This is a genomic window from Arenimonas sp. (assembly GCF_041913985.1).
In the GTDB taxonomy this organism is placed as follows: domain Bacteria; phylum Pseudomonadota; class Gammaproteobacteria; order Xanthomonadales; family Xanthomonadaceae; genus Arenimonas.
This window is the reverse complement of record NZ_JAYSEG010000035.1, coordinates 1-20,317: the sequence shown is the minus strand read 5'-3', so window position 1 is coordinate 20,317 and position 20,317 is coordinate 1. Positions and strand designations below refer to the sequence as shown.

Sequence of the window (20,317 nt, the reverse complement as noted above, 5' to 3'; positions counted from 1 at the left end):
GGCCGGTGATGTCGGCGCCAGCGCCGGGTCAGGCCTTCCTGCGGACGAAGGAAACGATGGCCAGGATCAGGAAGACGACGAACAGGATCTGGGCGATCCAGGCGGCGGTGCCGGCGATGCCGCCAAAACCCAGCACGGCGGCGATGATGGCGACCACGAGGAAGACCAGCGCGTAATGGAGCATGGTTGCTCTCCTTCTTGTCATGACCCGGTGTGGGCACGACCGACGCTAACCCCGGTTTCCTGACTCCCCGCCAACAAGCTGAGCCGCCGTTAAGGCCGCGAATTCCACCACGCGGCGGTGCGCGCCAGGCCTTCGTCCATGGACACGCGCGGCACGTAGCCGAAGTCGCGCGCGGCGGCGGAGATGTCGTACCAGTGCGGCGTGGAAAGCTGCTCGGCGAGGAAGCGCGTCATCGGCGGTTCGCCGCGCAGGCGCAGCAGCGTCCACGCGGCCTCGAGCAGCGCGCCCGCGGCGTAGGCCACGCCGTAGGGCAGGCTGGCCTGCACCGGCGGCACGCCGGCGGCGGCGAGCAGGTCGTTGACGATGCGGCGCACTTCGCGCGGCTCGCCGTTGGAAATGAAGTAGGCCTTGCCCGCGCAGGCCGCGCCGGGGCGCAGCGCCGCGAAGGCATCGAGGTGCGCCTGGGCGGCGTTGTCGATGTAGGTGGTGTCCATGCGGTTGTGGCCGCCGCCGATGAAGCGCAAGCGGCCGGCGCGCGCGCGTTCGGCCAGGCGCGGCAGCAGCTGGGTGTCGCCCGGGCCCCAGATCAGGCGCGGGCGCAGCGCCACCGTGGCCAGCGTGGCGTCGTTGGCGGCCAGCACTTCTTTTTCGGCAATGAGCTTGGTGGCCGGGTACGGCGCCTTGAAGCCCTGGCCGTAGGGCGTGTTCGCCTCGTTGCCGCCTTCCACCGGCGTGCGGCCGCTGTGGGTGACGCTGGGCGTGGAGGTGTACACCAACCGGCCGATGCCGTGCGCGTGCATCGCCGCCAGCACGTTACGCGTGCCGGTGACATTGGCGTCGAAGTAATCCTGGTAACTGCCCCAGGCGCCGGCCTTGGCGGCGTTGTGGAAGACGGCGTCCTGGCCCGCGAAGGCGGCGTGCACCGCCGCGGCGTCGGCGAGGTCGCCGCGCACCTGGCGCACGCCCATCGCCTCGAGCGCCGGCGAGTGGCTGCGCTGGAAACTGGTCACTTCGTGGCCCTGCGCCAGCAGCGCGCGGCACAGCGCCTGGCCCAGGAAACCCGCGCCGCCCGTCACCAGCACCTTCATCGCCGCCACCTCAGTTCCTTCGCCGCCCACGCGGCCAGCTGCTCGCGGCCGATCTTGGCGTTGTGGCGGATGTCCACCGGGAAGCCGTCGTGCGCCAGGAAGTGGCGGATGCGCGCGGTGTGCACGAAGCCTTCCGACATGCGCCGCAATTCAGCCAGCACGCGCTCGTGTTCGTACTGCGGCAGGTGCGGCGCCATTTCCACGCACAGCACGGCTTCCTGTTCGCCGCCCTCGCCCACGCCCACCAGCGCGGCGCGCGCCACTTCGGGGTGGGTGTTGAACACCGGCTCCACCTGCTCGGTGTAGAGGTTGCCCAGCGGCGTGCGCACGCGGTGCGACTTGCGGCCGCAGAACCACAGCCGCCCCTGCGCGTCGAAGCGGCCCAGGTCGCCCATGCGGTGCACGATGCGGGTGCTGCCGTCGGGCAGGGTTTCGCGGATCTTGGCCAGCGCGGTGGCCTGCGGGCGGGCGAAGTATTCGTCGGTCGCCGAAGGACCGGCCACGGTGATCTCGCCGATGGCTTCGGCGCCCAGCACCTGCGCCTGCGACCAGTCGGCGATGGCCTCGTCGGTGATGGCGATGATGCGCACGTCGTTCGGCGGCACCGGGAGGCCCACGCAGGTGCCGGCGCCCTGCTCGGTGGCTTCGCGGGTGGACTGCAGTTCGCGCGCCTCGATCACGGCCACGGGCAGGCATTCGGTGGCGCCGTAGGGCGTCCAGAACTGCGCCTCGGGCGGCAGCAGCTCGCGCATCTTCGCCACCACGTCGGCGGGCACCGGCGCGCCGGCGGAGGTGACGCGGCGCAGCGTGGGCAGCGGCTCGCCGTGTTCGGCCAGCACGCGCATCAGCGCCGGCGAACCGAACAGCTGGTCCACGCCGAAGCGGGCGATGGCGTCGTGCAGCTTGCGCGGGTCGGCCTTGGCCGGGCGCGTGGGGTCCATGTCGGGGATGATCGAGCTCAGGCCCAGGGCCGGGTCGAACAGCGCGAACGGCGGGAAGGTGGGCAGGTCGACGCCGCCGGGCTGCAGGCCGAAGGCGTCGCGCAGCATGCCGACCTGCGCCACGAAATGCCGGTGGCGGTAAACCACGCCCTTGGGCACGCCGGTCGAGCCGGAGGTGAACAGGATGGCGGCCACTTCGTCGGGCGCGGTGTCGGCCAGCTGCGGGCCGGCGCCCGCGCCGGCGCGCTCCACCTGCGCCAGCGTGGCGCCGCCCCAGGCCCAGCGGCGGCCGACGGTGATGGCCACCTTCGCGCCGCGCGCCCAGCCCAGCAGCCTGCGCGCGAACATGGCCAGCGGGATGCCGATGAAGGCCTGCGGCTGTGCTTCGTCGAGGCACTGCTTCAGGGCGCGCTTGTCGATGCCCGGGTCCACCAGCACCGGCACGGCGCCGGCCTTGAACAGCGCGAACATCAGCAGGAAGAACTCGGGCGAAGGCCGCACCATCACCACCACGCGCTGGCCCCGCACGACGCCGTTCTTCGCCAGGCCGGCGGCGAGGGCGTCGGAGCGCCGGTCGAGCTCGGCGTAGGTGAGCGCGACGTCGTAGCGCGCCAGGCCCTTCGCGCCGCGCCCGCCGGGACAGCGCATCGCCACCCGGTCCGGCGCTTCCGCCGCCAGGCGCGGCAGCGCCGCGGCGATGTTGCAGCGCTCGCTCATCGGTCGGCCGAAAGCGGGTTCCCGTCGAGGAAGCTGCGGATGGCGGGAACGAGCACGGCGGCCTTGTCCTCGAGCACGTAGTGGCCGGCGTCCTCGAAGGCGTGCACTTCGGCGCGCGGCAGCGCCTGGGTGAAGCCCTTGAGGAAGTGCTGGTCGAACACGAAGTCGCGCAGCCCCCACCCGAGGAAGGCCGGGCGGTCGGCGAAACCGGGCAGGCGCTTGCCGGCGTCCTCCACCAGGTCCCAGGCGCGGTCGCCGGGGCGCAGCGGGATGTCCTGGACGAAGCGCAGGGTGGAAATGCGGTTCTTCCAGCTGTCGTAGGGCGCCACGTAGGCCTGGCGCACGTCTTCCGGCATGGGCGTTTCCACGCCCTGGCGCGAGGCGCCGCCGGCGAAGGCGTTGAAGCCGCGGATGGCCAGCGCGCCCAGGTTGTAGTCGCGGCCGAGCTTGAGCTGCCAGGGCATCGGCTTGGCCGGCGGCAGCGGGAAGGCGGCGGTGTTGAGGATGACCAGGCGCTTGATGCGCGCGGCGTGCTTGAGCGCCCAGCCGAAGCCGATCATGCCGCCCCAGTCGTGCACGGCCAGGGTGAGGTTGTCGCCCACGCCGGCGTGCTCGAGCAGGCGGTCGAGGTCCTGGATGCGGCTGCGCAGGGTGTACTGGTAGTGCTTGTCGTCGGGCTTGTCGGACAGGCCCATGCCGATGTGGTCGGGCACCACGCAGCGGTAGCGGTCGCGCAGGCCCAGCACCAGCTTGCGCCAGTAGTACGACCACGACGGGTTGCCGTGCAGCATCAGCACCGTCTCGCCCTGGCCCTCGTCGAGGTAGCTCTGCGCCAGCCCGTTGGGGTGGCGGAAGGTCTTCGGGGTGAAGGGGTAGTCCGGGAACGGACCCTTGGCGAGCACGCGGGCCTGTTCGGCGCTGAGGGTGATGTTTTCCATGGGCCGGCATTCTACGCGAGCCGCTTTGTGGCCGCCGTCACCTGGCTTTGGGTATCGTCCGCGGGCAAGCCCACGCTTCCGGAGCCACCATGACCCGCCGCCGCCTCGCCCTGCTCGTGTTGCCCGTCGTGGCCGTGGCGGGCTGGATGGCCCTGGGCGCGCTGCGCGGGCCCGAGCTGGCCGCCTACGAACTGCGCGAACAGCCGCTGGTGCAGACCGTGGTGGCCACGGGGCGCGTGGTGTCGGTATCGCGCGCCCAGGCCGGCAGCGCCATCACCGGCGTGGTGCTCGAGCGGCGCGTGCGCGAGGGCGACCGCGTGCAGCCGGGCGACGTGCTGGCCGTGCTGCGCGCCGACGACCTGGAAGCCGCCACGCGCGAAGCCGAGGCGGGACTGGACCAGCTGCTGCGCTCGGCGCGCCCGCAGGCACAGGCTGCGCTGCGCGAAGCCGAAGCCCGGCTCGACCAGGCCAGCCGCGAAGCCGTGCGCCGGCGCGAGCTGTTCGGCCGCCAGCTGATCGCCCGCGAAGCACTGGAGCAGGCCCTGCAGGCCGAAACCACCGCCCGCGCGGGCGCCGAACGTGCCCGCCTGGCGGCGCGCGAACTGGACGCCGGCGGCCCCGCCGAACAAGCCGCGCGCGCCCGCGTGGCCAGCGCCCGGGCCCTGCTCGAGAAGACCCAGGTGCGCGCCGAAGTCGCCGGCACCGTGATCACCCGCAACGTCGAGCCTGGCGACCTGGTGCAGCCCGGCCGCGTGCTGTTCGAGATCGCCCGCGAGGGCGACACCGAAATCCTGGTGCCGCTCGACGAGCGCAACCTGGGCGTGCTGGCGCTGGGCCAGCCCGCCGTATGCGTCGCCGACGCCTTCCCCGCGCAGCCCTTCCCGGCGAAGGTGGGCTTCATCGCGCCCGGCGTGGACGCGCAGCGCGGCTCGGTGGACATCCGCCTGGCGGTGCAGCCCGTGCCCGACTTCCTGCGCCAGGACATGACGGTGTCGGTGAACATCGAAACCGGCCGGCGCGAGCGCGCCCTGGTGGTGCCCAACGACGCGCTGGCCGCGATCGACGGCGACCGCGCCGAGGTCTGGCGGGCCACCGACGGCCGCGCCGAGCGGCGCACGGTGAAGCTGGGCCTGCGCGGCCTGGCGCTGAGCGAAGTGGTGGAAGGCCTGGCGCCCGGTGACCTGGTGCTGGCCGACGCCGCCGCGCCCGTGGCCGAGGGCGACCGCGTGCGCACCGCGCCGATGGCCCCGCCCGGCGATGGCCAGGACCCGGCCACCCGCAAGGAACTGCCGGCGAAGCTGGACTGACGCCGATGTGGGCGCAATGGACCCTCGCCACCCGCTTCCTGCGCGAAGGCAAGTCGCAGAGCACGCTCATCCTGGTGGGCATCGCGGTGGGCGTGGCGGTCATCGTCTTCCTCACCGCGCTCATCACCGGCCTGCAGGAAAACATCATCCAGCGCACGCTGGGCACGCAGGCGCACGTGCGCATCCAGCCGCTGGAGGAAGCCAACGTGCTGCTGCCGCCCGCGGCCGGTGAAACCCAGCTGGTGCTCGAGACGCGGCGCGCGCAGCGGCTGCGCTCGATCAACAACTGGCAGCAGGTGGTGGCGGTGGCCGACGCGCTGCCGGAAGTGCGCGCGGTGTCGCCGGTGATCTCCGGGCCGGCGTTCGCGCGCCGTGGCGAAGCCGTGGAATCGGTGGCGCTGGTGGGCATCGAGCCGGCGCGCTACCTGCGCATCATCCCGGTGCAGGAGGACATCGTCGCCGGCCGCTTCCGCGTCGGCGCCGGCGAGGCCGTCATCGGCAGCCAGCTGGCCCGGGACCTGGGCCTGCAGGTGGGCGACAAGCTGCGCCTGGACGCCGGCCAGGGCCGCGAGGCCGTGCTCAACGTGGCCGGCGTGTTCGAACTGGGCGTGCGCGAGCTCGATTCGCGCTACGTGTACCTGGACATGAAGCAGACCCAGAGCCTGCTCGACCTGCCCGGCGGCGCCACGGTGGTGGACGTGACCGTGGACGACATCTTCGGCGCGCGCGAGGTGGCCGCGCGCCTGGCCCGGCTCACCGGCGTGAAGGCCGAGAGCTGGATGGAAACCAACGCCCAGCTGATGAACGCGCTGCGCTCGCAGAGCCTGAGCACGCGGATGATCAGCCTGTTCGTGGCGCTGAGCGTGGCGCTGGGCATCGCCAGCGTGCTGAGCGTGAGCGTGGTGCAGCGCGCGCGCGAGATCGGCATCCTGCGCGCCATGGGCACCACGCGCCGGCAGATGCTGCAGGTGTTCCTGCTGCAGGGCGCGATCTTCGGGCTCGTCGGCTCGGTGGTCGGCGGCGGCGCGGGCTACGGCCTGGTGTGGGTGTTCAACACCTTCGGCCCGAAGCTGTTCTTCATCCCGGTGGACCCCTGGCTGCCGGCGGCGGCGGCGGGGCTGGCCACCGTCACCGGCGTGGTCGCGGCGGCGGTGCCGGCGCGGCGCGCGGCGGCCCTGGACCCCGTGGAGGCGATCCGCCATGCCTGAGCACGAGACCGGCCAGGAAGTGCTGCGGCTCGAAGGGCTGCGCAAGCGCTACAACGTGGGCAAGCCCACCGAGGTGGAGGTGCTGCATGGCCTGGACCTGGCACTGCACCGGCACGACTTCGCCGCGCTGGTGGGCGCCTCGGGTTCGGGCAAGAGCACGCTGCTCAACGTGGTGGGTCTGCTCGACCAGCCCAGCGAGGGCGAGCTCTACCTGCTGGGCCAGCCCACGCGGCGCATGGACGACGAGGGCCGCACGCGGCTGCGGCGCGAGGCGATCGGCTTTGTGTTCCAGTTCCACCACCTGATCCAGGCCTTCACCGCGCTGGAGAACGTGCTGATGCCGCTGGTGGTGGCCAGCGGCAAGCCCACGCCGGCGCAGCTCGACTGGGGCCGTTCGCTGCTGGCGCAGGTGGGCCTGGCGGGGCTGGAGCACCGCCACCCTGACCAGCTTTCCGGCGGCCAGCAGCAGCGCGTGGCCGTGGCCCGCGCGCTGGTGACGCGCCCGGCCCTGCTGCTGGCCGACGAGCCCACCGGCAACCTCGACAGCCAGTCGGCCTCGGAAGTATTCGCGCTGTTCCGGCAGTTCAACCGCGAATTCGGCTGCGCGGTGCTGCTCGTGACCCACGACCCGCGGCTCTCGGCGCAGTGCGACCGCACCATCACCCTCGTCGACGGCCGCATCGCCCACGACACCACGACCTGAACCAAGTGAACCAGGTTCATTTTTCCGGCGGCGGAAAATCAACCTGGTTCACTTGGTTCAGGTTGCGGTGCCGCCGCCTTTGACCAGCAGCGTCTTAAACTGGCGCGGCTGCGAGCGCAGGTATTGCGGCGGGGCGCTGGCGGTGGCGCCCAGGTGCGCGGCGGCGTGCCAGGGCCAGCGCGGGTCGTAGAGGATGCCGCGGGCCAGGGCGATGCAGTCGGCGTCGCCGTTGGCCACGATGGCTTCGGCGTGGTCGAAGTCGGTGATCAGGCCCACGGCCACCACCGGGATGCCCACCGCCTGCTTCACCGCGCGCGCCAGCGGCACCTGGTAGCCGGGGCCCACCGGGATGGCCTGCGCCGGGTGCAGGCCGCCGCTGGAGACATGGATGGCGCTGCAGCCGCGCGCTTCCAGTGCCTTGGCGAAGACGACGGTCTGTCCGACGTCCCAGCCGCCGGACACCCAGTCGGTGCCGGAGACGCGCACGCCCACGGGCTTGTCGGCCGGGAAGGCCGCGCGCACCGCGTCGAACACTTCCAGCGGGAAGCGCATCCGGTTTTCCAGCGAGCCGCCGTAGTCGTCGTCGCGCCGGTTCGACAGCGGCGACAGGAATTCGTGCAGCAGGTAACCGTGCGCCGCGTGCACCTGGATGGCGTCCAGGCCCAGGCGCGCGGCGCGGCGCGCGGAATCGGCGAAGGCCTCGCGCACGTTGGCCATCTGCGCATGCGTCATGGCCAGCGGGGCGTGTTCGCCTTCCTGGTAAGGCAACGCCGAGGGCGCCAGGGTTTGCCAGCCGTTGGGCTGGCCCGGCGGGATCTGCCCGCCGCCCCGCCAGGGCAAATCGGTGGAAGCCTTGCGGCCGGCGTGCGCGAGCTGGATGGCCACCGGCATCGGCGACCAGCGGCGGATGCCCTGCAGCACGGTGGCCATGGCGGCTTCGGTGGCGTCGTCCCACAGCCCCACGTCGCCCCAGGTGATGCGCCCTTCCGGCAGCACGGCGGTGGCCTCGATGGTGAGCAGCGCCGCGCCCGACAGCGCCAGCTGGCCCAGGTGGATCAGGTGCCAGTCGGTCATCTTCCCGTCCACCGCCGAGTACTGGCACATGGGCGCGATGACGATGCGGTTGGCCAGCCGCAGCGAGCCCACGGCCAGGGGTTCGAAGAGCTTGGGTGTGCTCATGCCTGCCAGGCCTCCATGGCCAGTTCGAAGGAGCGCACGCGGGCGGCGTGGTCGAAGATGTTGGCGGTGAGGATGAGTTCGTCCGGCCGGTGGCGCGCGGCGAACTCCTGCATGCGCGCGCGCACGGTGGCCGGCGAACCGACGGCGCGGCAGGCCAGCGTGGCTTCGATCATGTGTCTTTCGGCGGGCGTGCAGTACTCGTCGATGGCCGCGCCGCTTTCCAGCGGCGGCGGCACCAGGCCGGGCTTGCCGCGACGCAGGTTCACGAAGGCCTGTTGCTGGGTGGTGAACAGGCGCGCGGCCTCTTCGTCGGTGTCGGCCACCACCACGTTCAGAGCCAGCATGGCGTGCGGCTGCGCGAGGCGGCGCGAGGGCCGGAATTCGCGGTGGTAGAGCGCCAGCGCCTGGTCGAGCGCGTCGGGCGCGAAGTGCGAGGCGAAGGCGTAGGGCAGGCCCAGCGCGGCCGCCAGGCGTGCGCCGAACAGGCTCGAGCCCAGGATCCAGGCTTCCACGTCCACGCCGGCACCCGGCACCGCCTGCACGGCCTGGCCGGGCTGCACGGGCTCGAAGTAGCGCAGCAGTTCGACCACGTCGGCGGGAAATTCCTCGGCTTTGTCGTAGTAGCGTCGCAGCGCCTTGGCCGCGGCCGCGTCGGTGCCAGGCGCACGGCCCAGGCCCAGGTCGATGCGACCGGGGAACAGGCAGCCCAGCGTGCCGAAGGCCTCGGCCGCCTGCAGCGGTGAATGGTTGGGCAGCATGATGCCGCCGGCGCCGACGCGGATGCGCGTGGTGCCGCCGGCGACGTGGCCGATCAGCACCGCCGTGGCCGCGCTGGCGATGCCCGGCATGTTGTGGTGTTCGGCCAGCCAGTAGCGGCGGTAGCCCAGGCGCTCGCCGGCGCGGGCCAGGTCGAGCGCGTTCGCGAACGTCTGCGCGGGCGTGCTGCCCACGGTGACGGGGGCGAGGTCGAGGATGGACAGCGGGATCATGCCGCCCATGCTACGCCAGGCCCCGTTGCGCCGGCGTCAGAAGGCCTGGGTGTAGCGCAGGTAGGGCGTGCGGCCGTAGGCGTCGTAGAGGTAGAAGTTGTAGGGCCGCTCGTCGAAGGCGCGCTGCGCGGGCTGGCGGTCGCCGAGGTTGGTGACGCCGGCCGCGAGCGTGCCGCGCCACGGGGTTTTCCAGGCCAGCTGCAGGTCGTGGGTGACATAGGCGCCCACCTGCGTGGTGGCGTCGCCGTGGCCCTCGATGCCCTTGGCCTGCCAGGCCAGCTCGACGTCGCCCCAGGACCAGGTGGTGGCCAGGCGCGCGCGCGTCTTCGGGTAGCCGAAGCGGTCGTCGAAGCGGAAACCGCTGCCGCCGGGGCTGAAGAGTTCGTAGCGCAGCACGTGCGACACCTGCAGCTCGCTGCGCAGCTCGCCGAAGCGGCCCAGGCCCAGGCCAGCATCAATGGCCAGGTCGAGTGCCTCGACTTCATTGGCGCCGCCGTTGCCGTAGCCCACGACGATGCCGCGTACCGCGCCGTCGGGGCCGCGGCTCACGCCCAGGCCGGCGGGCAGCGCGCCGTAGGTGTCGGGGTCGATGGAGGCGTACACCACGTCCTGCGCCTGGTAGCGGGTGATGCGGTCGGTGACGCGCTGGCGGGTGTAGTCGAGCGACACGCGCAGCGCCTCCATCGGCTGGTACACCACGCCCAGGCCCAGGTGTTCGGACTGCTCCGGGGCCAGCTCCGGGTTGCCGATGGCCAGCACCGGCACGCCCACCAGGCAGGACGAGGGCAGCCCCAGCGCCAGGCAGGTGGCGGGGTCGTTGATGGACTCGGTGGACGGCACCGGCTGCTGGGTGGTGATGTCCAGGCCCGGCGTGCGGAAGCCCTGCCCCCAGTGCGCGCGCAGGGTCAGCGCGTCGAAGGGCTGCCAGCGCAGGCTGGCCTGCGGCGAGAACTGCCCGTCCAGGCGGTCGTATTCGTCGTGGCGCGCGGCCAGGGTCAGGTCGAACGCGGGGGTGAAGGGCAGGCGCCACTCGGCGAACACGGCCGTGAGCTCGCGGTCGCCGCCGGCGGAGTTGCCGGCGCTGCCGAGGATGCGGCCGGCTTCCGACAGGCTGTCGTAGGTGTCGCGGTAGCGCGTGCGCACGTACTCGACGCCGAACACCGCGCGCGATTCGCCGCCCGCCAGCGTGAACAGCCCGGCGCCCAGCGTGGCGTAGACCGTGTCGTCCTGCCAGCGCGCGTCGCGGCTGATCGTGGCCTGCATGCCGGAGAGCACCTCCGGCGCGGCACCGAAGGGATCGGCCAGGTCGTACAGGCCCTGGTTCGCCAGCAGCTCGGCCAGGTCGGAAACGATGTAGCCGCGGCTCAGGTCCTTGTACTGGTAGTCGGTGCGGCGCAGGCCCGCGTCCAGGTCCAGGCGGTCGGTGAGCGCGCCCTGGAAGCCGGCCACGAACTCGCTGCGGGTCGCGTCGGTGAAGGTGTCGCGGTTACCGGCCGCGGCGAAGCGGTGGTAGTAGTAGGTGGGCAGGCCGTCGCCGGGTTCGATGTCGTTGGGCGTGCCGTCCTCCACCACCACGATGCCCGGCGTCGGCGCATAGCGGCCGAAGGATTCCACCCGGGTCATGCTGGCCGTGCCGTAAACCTGCCACTGGTCGTTGGCCTGGTGCTCGCCGCGCAGGAACACCGCGGTCTGGCCCAGCTTGGCCTCGTTGGCCGCCACGGCGTTGAAGTCGAAAGAGCACAGGCCATTGGCGAGCCGGTAGAACGCGCCCTCGTCGCAGGCGAAGCCGGGCACCGGCCGCAGCTGGCCGGTGTTCCAGTCGTAGTAGTTGTTGGCGTACTGGTTGATGCCGCGCACGTCCCCGCCTTCCTGGTCGCGGGTGAACACCATGCCGCGCTTGGCGCGGGAAGCACCGCCGACCACGCGGGTGCGTTCGGTGGCGGCGCCGAACAGCACCGACATCGCGTCCAGGTCGCCGCCTTCCACGGCGCTGGCGCCGTGCCCGACGCTCAGCTCGGCCCCATCGAAATCGCGGCGGGTGACCAGGTTCACCACGCCGCCGACGGCGTCCTCGCCGTAGATGGCCGAAGCGCCGCTGGCGTAGACCTCGATGCGCTCCACCATCGCCAGCGGCAGCGCATTGAGGTCGGCGCCCGACGAGGCCGACATCGGGTTGGCCGCCACCCGGCGGCCGTCCACCAGCACCAGGGTGCGCCCGGAGCCCAGGCCACGCAGGTCCACCGAGGCCATCGCCTGTGCGGTGGAGCCCGACTGCGGCCGGAAGCTGCCGAACGGCGCCTGCACCAGGTCGCGCAGCACGTCGGCCACCAGCACGTGGCCGGTGGCGTCGATCTGCGCGCGGGTGATCACCGTGACCGGCAGGGCCTCCGGCGCCTGCGCCAGGCGCGAACCCACGGCCACGGCGGTGGCCGGCTCGGCGGCAAGGGCGCCGCCACTGGCCAGCGCGCAGGCGAGCGCGAACTGGATGGAGGCGAAGAGGGCGTGTTGGCGCATCGGGCGGTCCTGGCGGTCGGGGGGAAGGCCCGAACGTAACCGCAAGGCCCGCGCGATGGAACCCTTCCGGCGGCGGCCAAGAAAAAGGCCCACTCGAAGTGGGCCTCTTTCGCGAACCTGCTAAGCGCGGCTTACCAGACCACTTCGGCCATCGAGCAGTTCAGGCCCGAACCGATGCCCAGCAGGGCCACGCGGTCGCCCTTCTTCAGGCGGCCCATTTCCTTGAGCTTGCTCAGCACGATGGGCACCGAGGCCGGGCCGATGTTGCCGTGCTCGTTGAAGATGGTCATGACCTTCTTCGGGTCGATGCCGAAGGCCTTGATGAAGGCCTGGGTGTGCACCTGGCTGACCTGGTGGATGACGAACTCGTCGAGCTCGTCCACCACCCAGCCCAGGGCCTGGCGGGCGGCGCCGAAGGTGGCGGTGGCCAGCTTCAGGCCTTCGATCAGCAGCATGCGGGTGTCGGTGACCATGCGGTCGAGGTTGCCGCGGCACAGGGTGTTCCACTGCGTGGCGGCCTTGGTGACGCCGCCGCGGTAGCGCGGGGCCTCCGGGGTGAGCTCGCTGCGCGAGAGCACCATGGCGGCGGCGCCGCAGCCCAGGGTGAGCGTGGCCAGCTCGTTGCGGAACTGCTCTTCGGTGACGTCGGGGCCGCTGAGGCGCTCGAGCGTCTTCTTGTAGGCCAGGTTGGCGGTTTCGCCGTCCACGACCAGGGCGTATTCGATTTCGCCGCGCTCGATCATGCGGCTGGCGATGTCCATGCCGTTGATGAAGGCCAGGCAGGCATTGGCCACGTCGAAGTTCTGGCAGTGCTCGCCCAGGCCCAGGTTGCCCGAGACGATGGAGGCGGTGGACGGCTCCAGGTAATCGCGGCTGACCGAGGTGTTCACCAGCAGGCCGATCTTGCTGCGGTCCACGCCGGCGTCGGCGATGGCCTTCTCGGCGGCCAGGGTGGCGGCGTCCGAGGCCTGCACTTCGTCGTCCCAGAGGCGGCGCGCATAGATGCCGGCGATGTCCTGCAGGACGTCGGTCTTGATGCCCAGGCGGTCCATCGTGGGCTGGAGCCGGGCATTGATCTCGGCCGAGGACAGCCGGTGCGGCGCGTCGATGTGCGCGAGGCCGGCGATGGAAACGTGCTGGAACAGCATGGCTGGGTTCGCCTAGAGGGAAACCCTTGAATCTTAACCGTTCCGCCCCCCCGGCTCCAAACGCGGTGCCGGGGGATGTGAAGGCGTGACGGACGCCTCAGTCTTCGATCGGATAGGTCTCGGCCTCGCCCTCGGCCACCGGGCGGGTCGTGGCCGTGCCGGCGGCCGGGGCCGCGCCGCGGCAGCGGTAGGCCAGGAAGCGCTGCTCGCCGTCGTCGGGCTCGCCCTTGGGCTGCACGGTGTCGGCGGCCAGGCCCGGGGCCTCGTTGCGGGCCAGGGTTTCGAGCTCGTCGCGCACCTTGATGTCGTTGCGCTCGTAGGGGCCCAGGCGGTCGCGGACCGACACGGCCACTTCGCCGCGCTTCTCGCAGGCCGACAGGTCCTGGCCGGGGGCGGCCACGCGAACCTCGGCGGCGCCGGGGGCCATCTTCACCCAGGTGCAGGCGGAGGCGAGGGGAATCAGGAGCACAGCCGTCACGAGGACTCGCATGGGTTTCTCCATAAAGAACACGGGCGGGATTGTCGCCCCGCCCGTGCTGAACCGGCAATGATCCCGGAGGCTTATTTCTTCGCGGCCACCGGCTTGCCGTCGGCGTCAACCACCTGCACCTCGCCGAGGCCGAGCGCGCGCACGCCTTCCTCGATCTTGGACAGGTCGCCCACCACCACCCAGGTCAGGGCCTCGGGCTTGAGGGTGCCGGCGGCGGCGTGCACCGCTTCCGGGGTGAGGCCCTCGATCTTGGCCTTGCGCTGCACCACGTAGTCATCCGGGCGCTGGTAGCGAACGATGCCGCCGACCGCGCCGAGCACGGCGTTGGCGGTTTCGTACGAGCCGGGCAGGCTGCGGATCTCGCTGGCCTGGATCTTGGCCACTTCCTCCGGCTTGGCCGGGGCCTTGCCGGTGGCGTATTCGCTGATCTCGCGCTGCAGCTCGGCGATGGACTCGGCGGTCCTGTCGATCTGCACCGCCGCGAACGCCAGCCACGGGCGCTGGCCCTTGGCGGCCTGCACGAAGCTGTAGGAGCCGTAGGCCCAGTGCTTGTCCTCGCGCAGGTTCATGTTCAGGCGCGAGCTGAACTCACCGCCCAGCACCGAGTTGGCGATCTCGAACTCGGTGGCCTTGGCGTCCATGCTCGACGGCGCCAGCTGGCCGACGTAGACGTTGGCCTGGATGGCGCCCGGCTGGTCCACCAGGAACACGCGCGGCTTGGCCGGCAGCGCCACCTCGGTGACCTCCGGCTGGGCCGGGGCCGCGCCGGTGCCCTTCCACTGGCCCAGGTGCTTCTCGAGCAGCGGCACGATCTCGGCCAGCGTGGTGTCGCCCACGACCACCAGGGTCGAACCTTCCGGGCGCACGTAGGCCTGGTGGTAGGCCAGCAGGTCGTCGCGAGTCAGCGAGGCGATGGAAGCCTCGTCGCCGCTGCCGCTGAACGGGATGGCGTAGGGGTGGCCCTGGCCGTAGAGCAGCGGCGGCAGCAGGCGCAGCGCGGCCGAGTTCGGGCGGGCCTTTTCCTGCTTGATGCCGGCGATCCAGCTCTGGCGCACGCGCTCGAGCTCGCTGGCCTCGAAGCGCGGCACGCGCAGCATGGTGGCGAACAGGCCCAGCGACTCGTCCAGGTTCTCCTTCAGCGCCGACAGGTAGGCGCTGCCGCCGTCGAGCGAGGCGCTGGCGCCGAGGTTGGCGCCCAGGCGCTCGGCCTCGTCGCCGAACGCGAGCGCGCCGTACTTGCCGGCGCCCTCGTCGAGCATGCCCATGGTGAAGCTGGAGGTGCCCAGCTTGCGGCCCAGGTCGGCCACGTAGCCGCCCGGCAGCAACAGGTTCATCTGCACCACCGGCAGGCCGCGGCGCTCGGCGAGCACCAGCTTGATGCCGTTCGACAGCTCGGCGCGCTGCAGCGCCGGGAACACCAGGTCCGGGAACTCGGTGGTCACCGGCACGCCCTGGCTGCGGTCGACGCTGGTTTCGACGGTGGTGTACTTCGGGTCGGCCGGCGGCACGGCGGCCATTTCCGGGTGCGAGGCGCTTTCCTTCTCCACGGTGGGCACGCGCTCGCCCGGGGTGACCACGATGGTGTGGTCGCCCTGCGACAGCCAGCGCTTGCCGGCGTCCTGCAGCTCGGCGGCGGTGGCGGTCTCGATCACCTGCAGGCTCTGGCGGAAGCAGCCCGGGTCCTTGGCGAACACGGCGCATTCGGCCAGGGCGTCGGCCTTGCCGCCGAAGCCGCCGATGCGCTCGATGCCGCGGATGAAGCCGGCCTTGAAGGTGGTGCGGGCCTGCTCGAGCTCGCTGGCGCTGGGGCCTTCGGCGATGAGGCGCGAGAGCTCTTCTTCCAGGGCCTTCTCGACCACGGCCGGGTCCACGCCCTGCTTCACGTCCACCTGCAGGAAGAACAGGCCGCCCAGCTGGTTGCCCCAGGCACCGGCGGAGACGCTGTCGGCCAGCTTGTCCTGGTGCACCAGGCGCTTGTCGAGGCGCGAGGCGCGCGAACCGCCCAGCACCTGCGCCAGCAGCTGCAGGCGGTCGGCGTCGACGGTGCCGTATTCGGCGGTGTTCCAGACGCGGTACACGCGCGCCTGCGGCACGCGGTCGGTGAATTCATCGCGGGTGGAGGTGGTGCGCGGCGCCGGGTCCACCTTCGGCTGGGCCATGGTCGGGCCGGCCGGGATGTCGCCGAAGTACTTCGCCACCTTGGCCTTGGCGGTTTCCACGTCGATGTCGCCGGCCAGCACCAGCACGGCGTTGTTCGGGCCGTACCAGGTCTTGAACCAGCGCTGCACGTCCTCGAGCGAGGCTGCGTTGAGGTCGCCCATCGAGCCGATGGTGGACCAGCTGTACGGGTGGCCTTCGGGGTAGCTGGCCTTGAGCAGGCGCTCGAACACCTGGCCGTAGGGCTGGTTCTCGCCCTGGCGCTTTTCGTTCTGCACCACGCCGCGCTGCTCGTCGAGCAGCTCCTGCGTCACCGAGCCCAGGAAGTGGCCCATGCGGTCCGATTCCATCCACAGCGCCATGTCGAGCGCGGTGGTGGGCACGTTCTGGAAGTAGTTGGTGCGGTCGGAGTTGGTGGTGCCGTTCTGGTCGGTGGCGCCGACCAGCTCGAACGGCTCGAAGAACTCGCCGTCGTGGTTCTCGCTGCCCTGGAACATCAGGTGCTCGAACAGGTGCGCGAAGCCGGTGCGGCCCGGCAGTTCGTTCTTGGAACCCACGTGGTACCAGACGTTCACCGCCACGATCGGCGCCTTGCGGTCGGTGTGCACAACCACCCTCAGGCCGTTGGGCAGGGTGAACTGCTCGAACGGGATGTCGGCCGGGACCGCGGCCTTCGGCACGTCGACATCCTGCGCATAGGCGGGCGAGAGGGCGGCCACGGCGAAGCCGAGGGCCAGGACCAGCGCGCGGACGCGCGGAAGACGGGTCTGGGTCATTCGTGGGTTTCCTGCAGGGACGGTCCGGACGGAGCCGGGGGGCTTGCATCCTAGCCTGCCTTGACGGGGCATACACTAGGCCGAAGGCCATAGTGCGAGGCATGGGCGTGAACGAGTCGCGAAACATCGTCGTCACGGGTGCCAACCGCGGGTTGGGCTTGGAATTCACGCGCCAGCTGCTCGCGCGGGGCCACCGCGTGGTCGCCGGCTGCCGCCAGCCAGGACACGCCGATGCGCTCACGCAGCTGGCCGCGGCCCACCCGGGGCACCTGCACGTGGCGCCGCTCGACGTCGCCGACGAACGCAGTCGCGACGCCTTCGTGCACGAGGTGGCGACCCTGCACCCGTCGCTCGACCTGCTCATCAATAACGCCGGCACGCTGCCGCGCGGCGAACGCTTCGGTTCGCTGCAGGCCGACGTGCTCGAACACACGCTGCGCGTGAACGCGGTGGCGCCGCTGCTGCTGGCCCAGGCGCTGGCGCCGCAGCTGGCGCGGGGCCGCTCGCCGCGCGTGTTCAACCTCAGCTCGCGGCTGGGCGCGATGGCGCTCACCGACTCCTTCCAGACGCCCAGCTATGCCATCAGCAAGGCCGCGCTGAACATGGCCACGGTGCTGATGGCGCGCGCGCTCAACCCGATGGGCATCGGCGTGCTGGCCGCCAGCCCCGGCTGGGTGCGCACCGACATGGGCGGCGAGCGCGCGACGGTGACCGCGCACGAATCGGTGCAGGACATGCTGGACATGCTCGAGCGCCGCGCCGGCCTGCCCGCCGGCGAGTTCGTCGACCGCGACGGTTCGCCGCTGCCGTGGTGACGCGCGCCGCCGCCGCGGGCCTGCTGCTGGCGCTGCTGGCTAGCCCGGCCGCACGCGCCGGGCTGAGCTTCGAAGAGGGCGTGGCGCGCGATCCCGACGACAACCAGCTGCTTTACCGCGAACAGCACCTGGTGCGGCGCGAGGGCGAGCGCACCCTGCAGCGCCTGGTGCTGTACCGCTGCCCCGACGGCACTGCCTTCGCCCGCAAGCGCGTGGACTACCGCGCCTCGGCGCTGGCGCCCGAATTCAGTTTCGAGGACGCGCGCCTTGGGTACCGCGAGGGCCTGCGCCGCGAGGACGGCACCGGCGAAGTGTGGGTGCGGCCCGCGCCGGGCGAGGCCGAACGCAGCGCGTCGTTGGCCGCCGCGGGCCTGGTGGCCGACGCGGGCTTCGACGAATTCATCCGCAAGCAGTGGCAGCCGCTGCTGGCCGGGCAGGCGGTGCCGCTGGAGTTCGCGGTGCCGTCGCGGCTCGAGAGCCTGGGTTTCCAGGTGCGCCGGCTGGGCCCGCAGGCGCTCGACGGCGAACCGGCCGAAGTGTTCCGGCTGCGCCTGGGCGGCTGGCTGGGCTGGTTGGCGCCGCACATCGACGTGGCCTACGGGCGCGACAGCCGGCGCCTGCTGCGCTTCGAGGGCCTGAGCAACCTGCGCGAGGACGACGGCCAGCGCCAGCTGGTGGCGCGCATCGACTTCCCGGGGGCCGCCACGCCGGCGCCCGAAGGCCGCTGGGCTGCCTTCGAGCGCGAGCCGCTGTCCGGCTGCCGTGTCCGCGGCTGAGGCCCGGACACCCGGACACCTCCGCAAGCCATTGATTTGATTGGTCTCGGCGATTGGCACGGTTCCTGCTGCACAGGGTGTGAGCCACCTGTCCCGGAGCCCGCCATGAGCCTGTCCACCCATCTGAACCGAAGCCTGTTCGCCCTGCCGCTGCTCGCCCTCGGCGTGGCCGCCGCCCTGCTGCCGCCGCCCTCGCTGGAAGACACCGTGCGCGCCGCGGTGGAAGCCGGCCTGGACTGCGGCGAAGCCGTGCAGCCGGCCGGCGCCCTCGGCCTGGCCCGCATGCCGGGCGACCTGGGCCTGATCGGCCGCCGCATCACCTGCGCCGCCGGCTGAGCCCGCGCGTGCGCCGGTCGCGGCGATAATGCCGCGATGATCCAGGTCATCCTGTTCCAGCCCGAAATCCCGCCCAACACCGGCAACGTCATCCGCCTGTGCGCCAACACCGGCGCCGGCCTGCACCTGGTCGAGCCGCTCGGCTTCGAGCTCGACGACGCCAGGCTGCGCCGCGCCGGCCTCGACTACCACGAGTGGGCCAGCGTGCGCTGCCACGCCAACCTCGCCGCCTGCCTCGAAGCGCTTGGCCAGCCGCGCGTGTTCGCCTTCAGCGCGCGCGCGACGCGGCGCTTCGACGGCGTGCAATACCGCGACGACGACGCGCTGCTGTTCGGCCCGGAAACGCGCGGGCTGCCGGCGGAAGTGATCGACAACATTCCGGAAGCGCAGCGACTCACGCTGCCGATGCGCGCGGGACAGCGCAGCCTCAACCTCTCGAACGCCGTCGCCGTGTCGGTGTTCGAAGCGTGGCGACAACTCGGTTACGCCGGCGCCGCCACGCATGACTGATGGCAGGGTTCGGCTGAAAACACGCCGCCGTTAATCATTGGTTACGGCGCGCTTCCCATACTCCGTCCCCAGCCCGCACCGCGGGCCACCCCCACAACACGGAAGAAAAACAATGAAGCGTTCCCTGATTGCCCTGGCCCTGGCCGCCCTGCTGCCGCTGTCGGCCCAGGCCGACGACAAGCTGAGCTACACCTACGTCGAAGGCGGCTACGTCAACCTCGACAGCGACGCCGACGGCTTCGGCGTGCGCGGCTCGTTCGAGTTCGGCCAGTCGAACTTCTACGGCTTCGGCAGCTACGCCCAGCTCGACGTGGACAACAGCAGCGTCGACCTCGACAACACCGAGATCGGCGTCGGCTATGCCCACGGCCTGTCCGACAACATTGACCTGATCTCCGAGCTGGCCTGGGTCAGCGCCGATGCCGACAACGTGCCGGTGCTCGGCAATGTCGACGCCGACGGCTACCGCGCCTCCGTTGGTATCCGCGGCTCGTTCTCGGACAACTTCGAGGGCCTGCTGAAGGCGAACTACACCGACGGCAGCGACTTCGACGGCGAGTTCAGCGGCACCATCGGCGCCCAGTACAAGTTCACCCAGACCTGGGGCGTGACCGGCGAAGTGACCTTCGGTGACAACAACACCGAGACCTACCTGGTCGGCCTGCGCGCCAGCTTCTGATCCACCCGTAACACGCGTTGCGAAAAGCCCGGCCCAGGCCGGGCTTTTCTTTTGCGCGGTCGCCGCGCGGCGCGCGAATCCTGAACGCGCCGCCTGCCTAGCGGCGATGGAACGGCGACTGAAGCGCGCCGTTCAGGAACACCGCGCGTTAATCGCGCGTTCGCGCGCACTTTCGATACTCGGGTTTGCCTGCTGCACGCGGGCGCTCCCCCCAACGAAAGGAATCCACGCATGAAGCGCACGACCCTTGCCCTTGCCCTGTCCCTCGCCGCCGCCCTGCCCGCGGCCGCGCAGGATTCACTCAGCAACACCTGGATCGAAGGCAACTACGTCAACGTGGACGGCGACGCCGACGGCCATTCCATCCGCGGCAGCTTCGAGTTCGGCGAATCGAATTTCTACGGCCTGGCCGGCTATTCGCGCATCGGCATCGACGACACGCCGCTCAAGCTCGACGGCAGCGAGGTGGGCGTGGGTTACGCGCACCCGCTGAACGACGGCCTGGACCTGTTCGCGGAAGCCGCCTACGTCGACACCGAGGCCGCGGGCTTCGTCACCACCGACGGCACCGGCATCATCAACACCGAGGGCTACCGCAGCTCCGTGGGCCTGCGCAGCGCGCTGACCGACAAGCTCGAGGGCAGCGTGCGCGCCAACTACACCGACCTGGACGAGGTCGGCGACGAGTTCTCCGGCACGCTGGGCGCGATGTACAAGTTCACCCCGACCTGGGGCCTGACCGGCGACGTGACCTTCGGCGACGACGCCGAGACCTACCAGCTGGGCCTGCGCGCCAGCTTCTGACAACAACCCTGTAGGAGCGGCTTCAGCCGCGAAGCTTTCCGCGAAGAGCTTCGCGGCT

Annotated in this window: 19 protein-coding genes; 9 read left to right on the top strand and 10 right to left on the bottom strand. The window is 71.4% G+C overall.

Annotation, left to right across the window (positions count from 1 at the left end):
• Positions 1-28 precede the first annotated feature (28 nt).
• The 4 genes from ACE3Q2_RS11335 to ACE3Q2_RS11320 all read right to left on the bottom strand — a co-directional run bounded on the left by ACE3Q2_RS11335 (position 29) and on the right by ACE3Q2_RS11320 (position 3,868).
• Entirely contained in the window at positions 29-184 is a 156-nt protein-coding gene (locus ACE3Q2_RS11335) for a DUF1328 domain-containing protein (protein WP_374474090.1), read from the bottom strand.
• Positions 185-273: 89 nt separating this feature from the next.
• On the bottom strand, positions 274-1,272 hold the full coding sequence (gene oleD / locus ACE3Q2_RS11330; RefSeq protein ID WP_374474102.1) for a 2-alkyl-3-oxoalkanoate reductase: 999 nt from the start codon (positions 1,270-1,272) through the stop codon (positions 274-276).
• Positions 1,269-2,930, bottom strand: coding sequence for an olefin beta-lactone synthetase (gene oleC, locus ACE3Q2_RS11325; RefSeq protein ID WP_374474088.1), 1,662 nt, complete (start codon positions 2,928-2,930; stop codon positions 1,269-1,271). Before oleC ends, oleD begins: the two co-directional genes overlap by 4 nt.
• Positions 2,927-3,868, bottom strand: coding sequence for an alpha/beta fold hydrolase (locus tag ACE3Q2_RS11320; protein ID WP_374474087.1), 942 nt, complete (start codon positions 3,866-3,868; stop codon positions 2,927-2,929). The genes oleC and ACE3Q2_RS11320 overlap by 4 nt, the downstream gene beginning before the upstream one ends.
• Before the next feature lie 89 nt (positions 3,869-3,957).
• Between ACE3Q2_RS11320 and ACE3Q2_RS11315 the strand changes: the two genes are divergently transcribed.
• The 3 genes from ACE3Q2_RS11315 to ACE3Q2_RS11305 are packed head-to-tail and all read left to right on the top strand — an operon-like array spanning position 3,958 to position 7,086.
• A complete protein-coding gene (locus tag ACE3Q2_RS11315) occupies positions 3,958-5,175 on the top strand; it encodes an efflux RND transporter periplasmic adaptor subunit (RefSeq protein ID WP_374474086.1) in 1,218 nt (405 codons plus the stop codon).
• A 5-nt stretch (positions 5,176-5,180) separates the two neighbouring features.
• Positions 5,181-6,383, top strand: coding sequence for an FtsX-like permease family protein (locus tag ACE3Q2_RS11310; protein ID WP_374474085.1), 1,203 nt, complete (start codon positions 5,181-5,183; stop codon positions 6,381-6,383).
• Positions 6,376-7,086, top strand: coding sequence for an ABC transporter ATP-binding protein (locus ACE3Q2_RS11305; RefSeq protein ID WP_374474083.1), 711 nt, complete (start codon positions 6,376-6,378; stop codon positions 7,084-7,086). Before ACE3Q2_RS11310 ends, ACE3Q2_RS11305 begins: the two co-directional genes overlap by 8 nt.
• A 57-nt stretch (positions 7,087-7,143) precedes the next feature.
• Here ACE3Q2_RS11305 and ACE3Q2_RS11300 read toward each other — a convergent pair whose 3' ends face one another.
• The 6 genes from ACE3Q2_RS11300 to ACE3Q2_RS11275 all read right to left on the bottom strand — a co-directional run bounded on the left by ACE3Q2_RS11300 (position 7,144) and on the right by ACE3Q2_RS11275 (position 16,339).
• Entirely contained in the window at positions 7,144-8,265 is a 1,122-nt protein-coding gene (locus ACE3Q2_RS11300; RefSeq protein ID WP_374474082.1) for an NADH:flavin oxidoreductase/NADH oxidase, read from the bottom strand.
• Positions 8,262-9,254: an LLM class flavin-dependent oxidoreductase gene (locus ACE3Q2_RS11295; protein ID WP_374474081.1), complete on the bottom strand. Its 993-nt coding sequence runs from the start codon at positions 9,252-9,254 to the stop codon at positions 8,262-8,264. The genes ACE3Q2_RS11300 and ACE3Q2_RS11295 overlap by 4 nt, the downstream gene beginning before the upstream one ends.
• 36 nt (positions 9,255-9,290) lie before the next feature.
• Entirely contained in the window at positions 9,291-11,768 is a 2,478-nt protein-coding gene (locus tag ACE3Q2_RS11290) for a TonB-dependent receptor (RefSeq protein ID WP_374474080.1), read from the bottom strand.
• 131 nt (positions 11,769-11,899) lie between these two features.
• On the bottom strand, positions 11,900-12,916 hold the full coding sequence (locus ACE3Q2_RS11285) for a 3-oxoacyl-ACP synthase III (RefSeq protein WP_374474079.1): 1,017 nt from the start codon (positions 12,914-12,916) through the stop codon (positions 11,900-11,902).
• A 97-nt stretch (positions 12,917-13,013) separates the two neighbouring features.
• Positions 13,014-13,406 carry a DUF4156 domain-containing protein gene (locus ACE3Q2_RS11280; protein ID WP_374474078.1) on the bottom strand — a complete coding sequence of 131 codons (393 nt, stop codon included), beginning with the start codon at positions 13,404-13,406 and terminating at the stop codon, positions 13,014-13,016.
• Positions 13,407-13,477: 71 nt separating this feature from the next.
• The gene (locus ACE3Q2_RS11275) at positions 13,478-16,339 is read right to left on the bottom strand and encodes a M16 family metallopeptidase (RefSeq protein ID WP_374474077.1); all 2,862 of its coding nucleotides are present in this window, start codon (positions 16,337-16,339) and stop codon (positions 13,478-13,480) included.
• Between the two features lie 107 nt (positions 16,340-16,446).
• Here ACE3Q2_RS11275 and ACE3Q2_RS11270 point away from each other — a divergent pair, with 107 nt between their 5' ends.
• The 6 genes from ACE3Q2_RS11270 (at position 16,447) to ACE3Q2_RS11245 (ending at position 20,259) form a co-directional block, all read left to right on the top strand.
• Complete coding sequence (locus ACE3Q2_RS11270; RefSeq protein ID WP_374474076.1) at positions 16,447-17,154, top strand: SDR family NAD(P)-dependent oxidoreductase; 708 nt, start codon at positions 16,447-16,449, stop codon at positions 17,152-17,154.
• Positions 17,151-17,930 carry a hypothetical protein gene (locus tag ACE3Q2_RS11265; RefSeq protein WP_374474075.1) on the top strand — a complete coding sequence of 260 codons (780 nt, stop codon included), beginning with the start codon at positions 17,151-17,153 and terminating at the stop codon, positions 17,928-17,930. Before ACE3Q2_RS11270 ends, ACE3Q2_RS11265 begins: the two co-directional genes overlap by 4 nt.
• A 105-nt stretch (positions 17,931-18,035) precedes the next feature.
• A complete protein-coding gene (locus ACE3Q2_RS11260; protein WP_374474074.1) occupies positions 18,036-18,266 on the top strand; it encodes a hypothetical protein in 231 nt (76 codons plus the stop codon).
• Positions 18,267-18,302: 36 nt separating this feature from the next.
• A complete protein-coding gene (locus ACE3Q2_RS11255; RefSeq protein ID WP_374474072.1) occupies positions 18,303-18,776 on the top strand; it encodes a tRNA (cytidine(34)-2'-O)-methyltransferase in 474 nt (157 codons plus the stop codon).
• Between the two features lie 112 nt (positions 18,777-18,888).
• Positions 18,889-19,455 carry a diffusible signal factor-reguated Ax21 faimly protein gene (locus tag ACE3Q2_RS11250; protein ID WP_374474071.1) on the top strand — a complete coding sequence of 189 codons (567 nt, stop codon included), beginning with the start codon at positions 18,889-18,891 and terminating at the stop codon, positions 19,453-19,455.
• A 231-nt stretch (positions 19,456-19,686) separates the two neighbouring features.
• Positions 19,687-20,259, top strand: a complete 573-nt coding sequence (locus ACE3Q2_RS11245) for a hypothetical protein (protein WP_374474070.1) — start codon at positions 19,687-19,689, stop codon at positions 20,257-20,259.
• Positions 20,260-20,317 lie beyond the last annotated feature (58 nt).

Coding starts and splice junctions, on each gene's coding strand:
- ACE3Q2_RS11310 (WP_374474085.1), top strand. CDS start 5,181: ATGTGGGCGCAATGGACCCTCGCCACCCGCTTCCTGCGCGAAGGCAAG.
- ACE3Q2_RS11255 (WP_374474072.1), top strand. CDS start 18,303: ATGATCCAGGTCATCCTGTTCCAGCCCGAAATCCCGCCCAACACCGGC.
- ACE3Q2_RS11245 (WP_374474070.1), top strand. CDS start 19,687: ATGAAGCGCACGACCCTTGCCCTTGCCCTGTCCCTCGCCGCCGCCCTG.
- ACE3Q2_RS11305 (WP_374474083.1), top strand. CDS start 6,376: ATGCCTGAGCACGAGACCGGCCAGGAAGTGCTGCGGCTCGAAGGGCTG.
- ACE3Q2_RS11320 (WP_374474087.1), bottom strand. CDS start 3,868: ATGGAAAACATCACCCTCAGCGCCGAACAGGCCCGCGTGCTCGCCAAG.
- oleC (WP_374474088.1), bottom strand. CDS start 2,930: ATGAGCGAGCGCTGCAACATCGCCGCGGCGCTGCCGCGCCTGGCGGCG.
- ACE3Q2_RS11300 (WP_374474082.1), bottom strand. CDS start 8,265: ATGAGCACACCCAAGCTCTTCGAACCCCTGGCCGTGGGCTCGCTGCGG.
- ACE3Q2_RS11260 (WP_374474074.1), top strand. CDS start 18,036: ATGAGCCTGTCCACCCATCTGAACCGAAGCCTGTTCGCCCTGCCGCTG.
- ACE3Q2_RS11290 (WP_374474080.1), bottom strand. CDS start 11,768: ATGCGCCAACACGCCCTCTTCGCCTCCATCCAGTTCGCGCTCGCCTGC.
- ACE3Q2_RS11315 (WP_374474086.1), top strand. CDS start 3,958: ATGACCCGCCGCCGCCTCGCCCTGCTCGTGTTGCCCGTCGTGGCCGTG.
- ACE3Q2_RS11285 (WP_374474079.1), bottom strand. CDS start 12,916: ATGCTGTTCCAGCACGTTTCCATCGCCGGCCTCGCGCACATCGACGCG.
- ACE3Q2_RS11295 (WP_374474081.1), bottom strand. CDS start 9,254: ATGATCCCGCTGTCCATCCTCGACCTCGCCCCCGTCACCGTGGGCAGC.
- ACE3Q2_RS11250 (WP_374474071.1), top strand. CDS start 18,889: ATGAAGCGTTCCCTGATTGCCCTGGCCCTGGCCGCCCTGCTGCCGCTG.
- oleD (WP_374474102.1), bottom strand. CDS start 1,272: ATGAAGGTGCTGGTGACGGGCGGCGCGGGTTTCCTGGGCCAGGCGCTG.
- ACE3Q2_RS11335 (WP_374474090.1), bottom strand. CDS start 184: ATGCTCCATTACGCGCTGGTCTTCCTCGTGGTCGCCATCATCGCCGCC.
- ACE3Q2_RS11280 (WP_374474078.1), bottom strand. CDS start 13,406: ATGCGAGTCCTCGTGACGGCTGTGCTCCTGATTCCCCTCGCCTCCGCC.
- ACE3Q2_RS11275 (WP_374474077.1), bottom strand. CDS start 16,339: ATGACCCAGACCCGTCTTCCGCGCGTCCGCGCGCTGGTCCTGGCCCTC.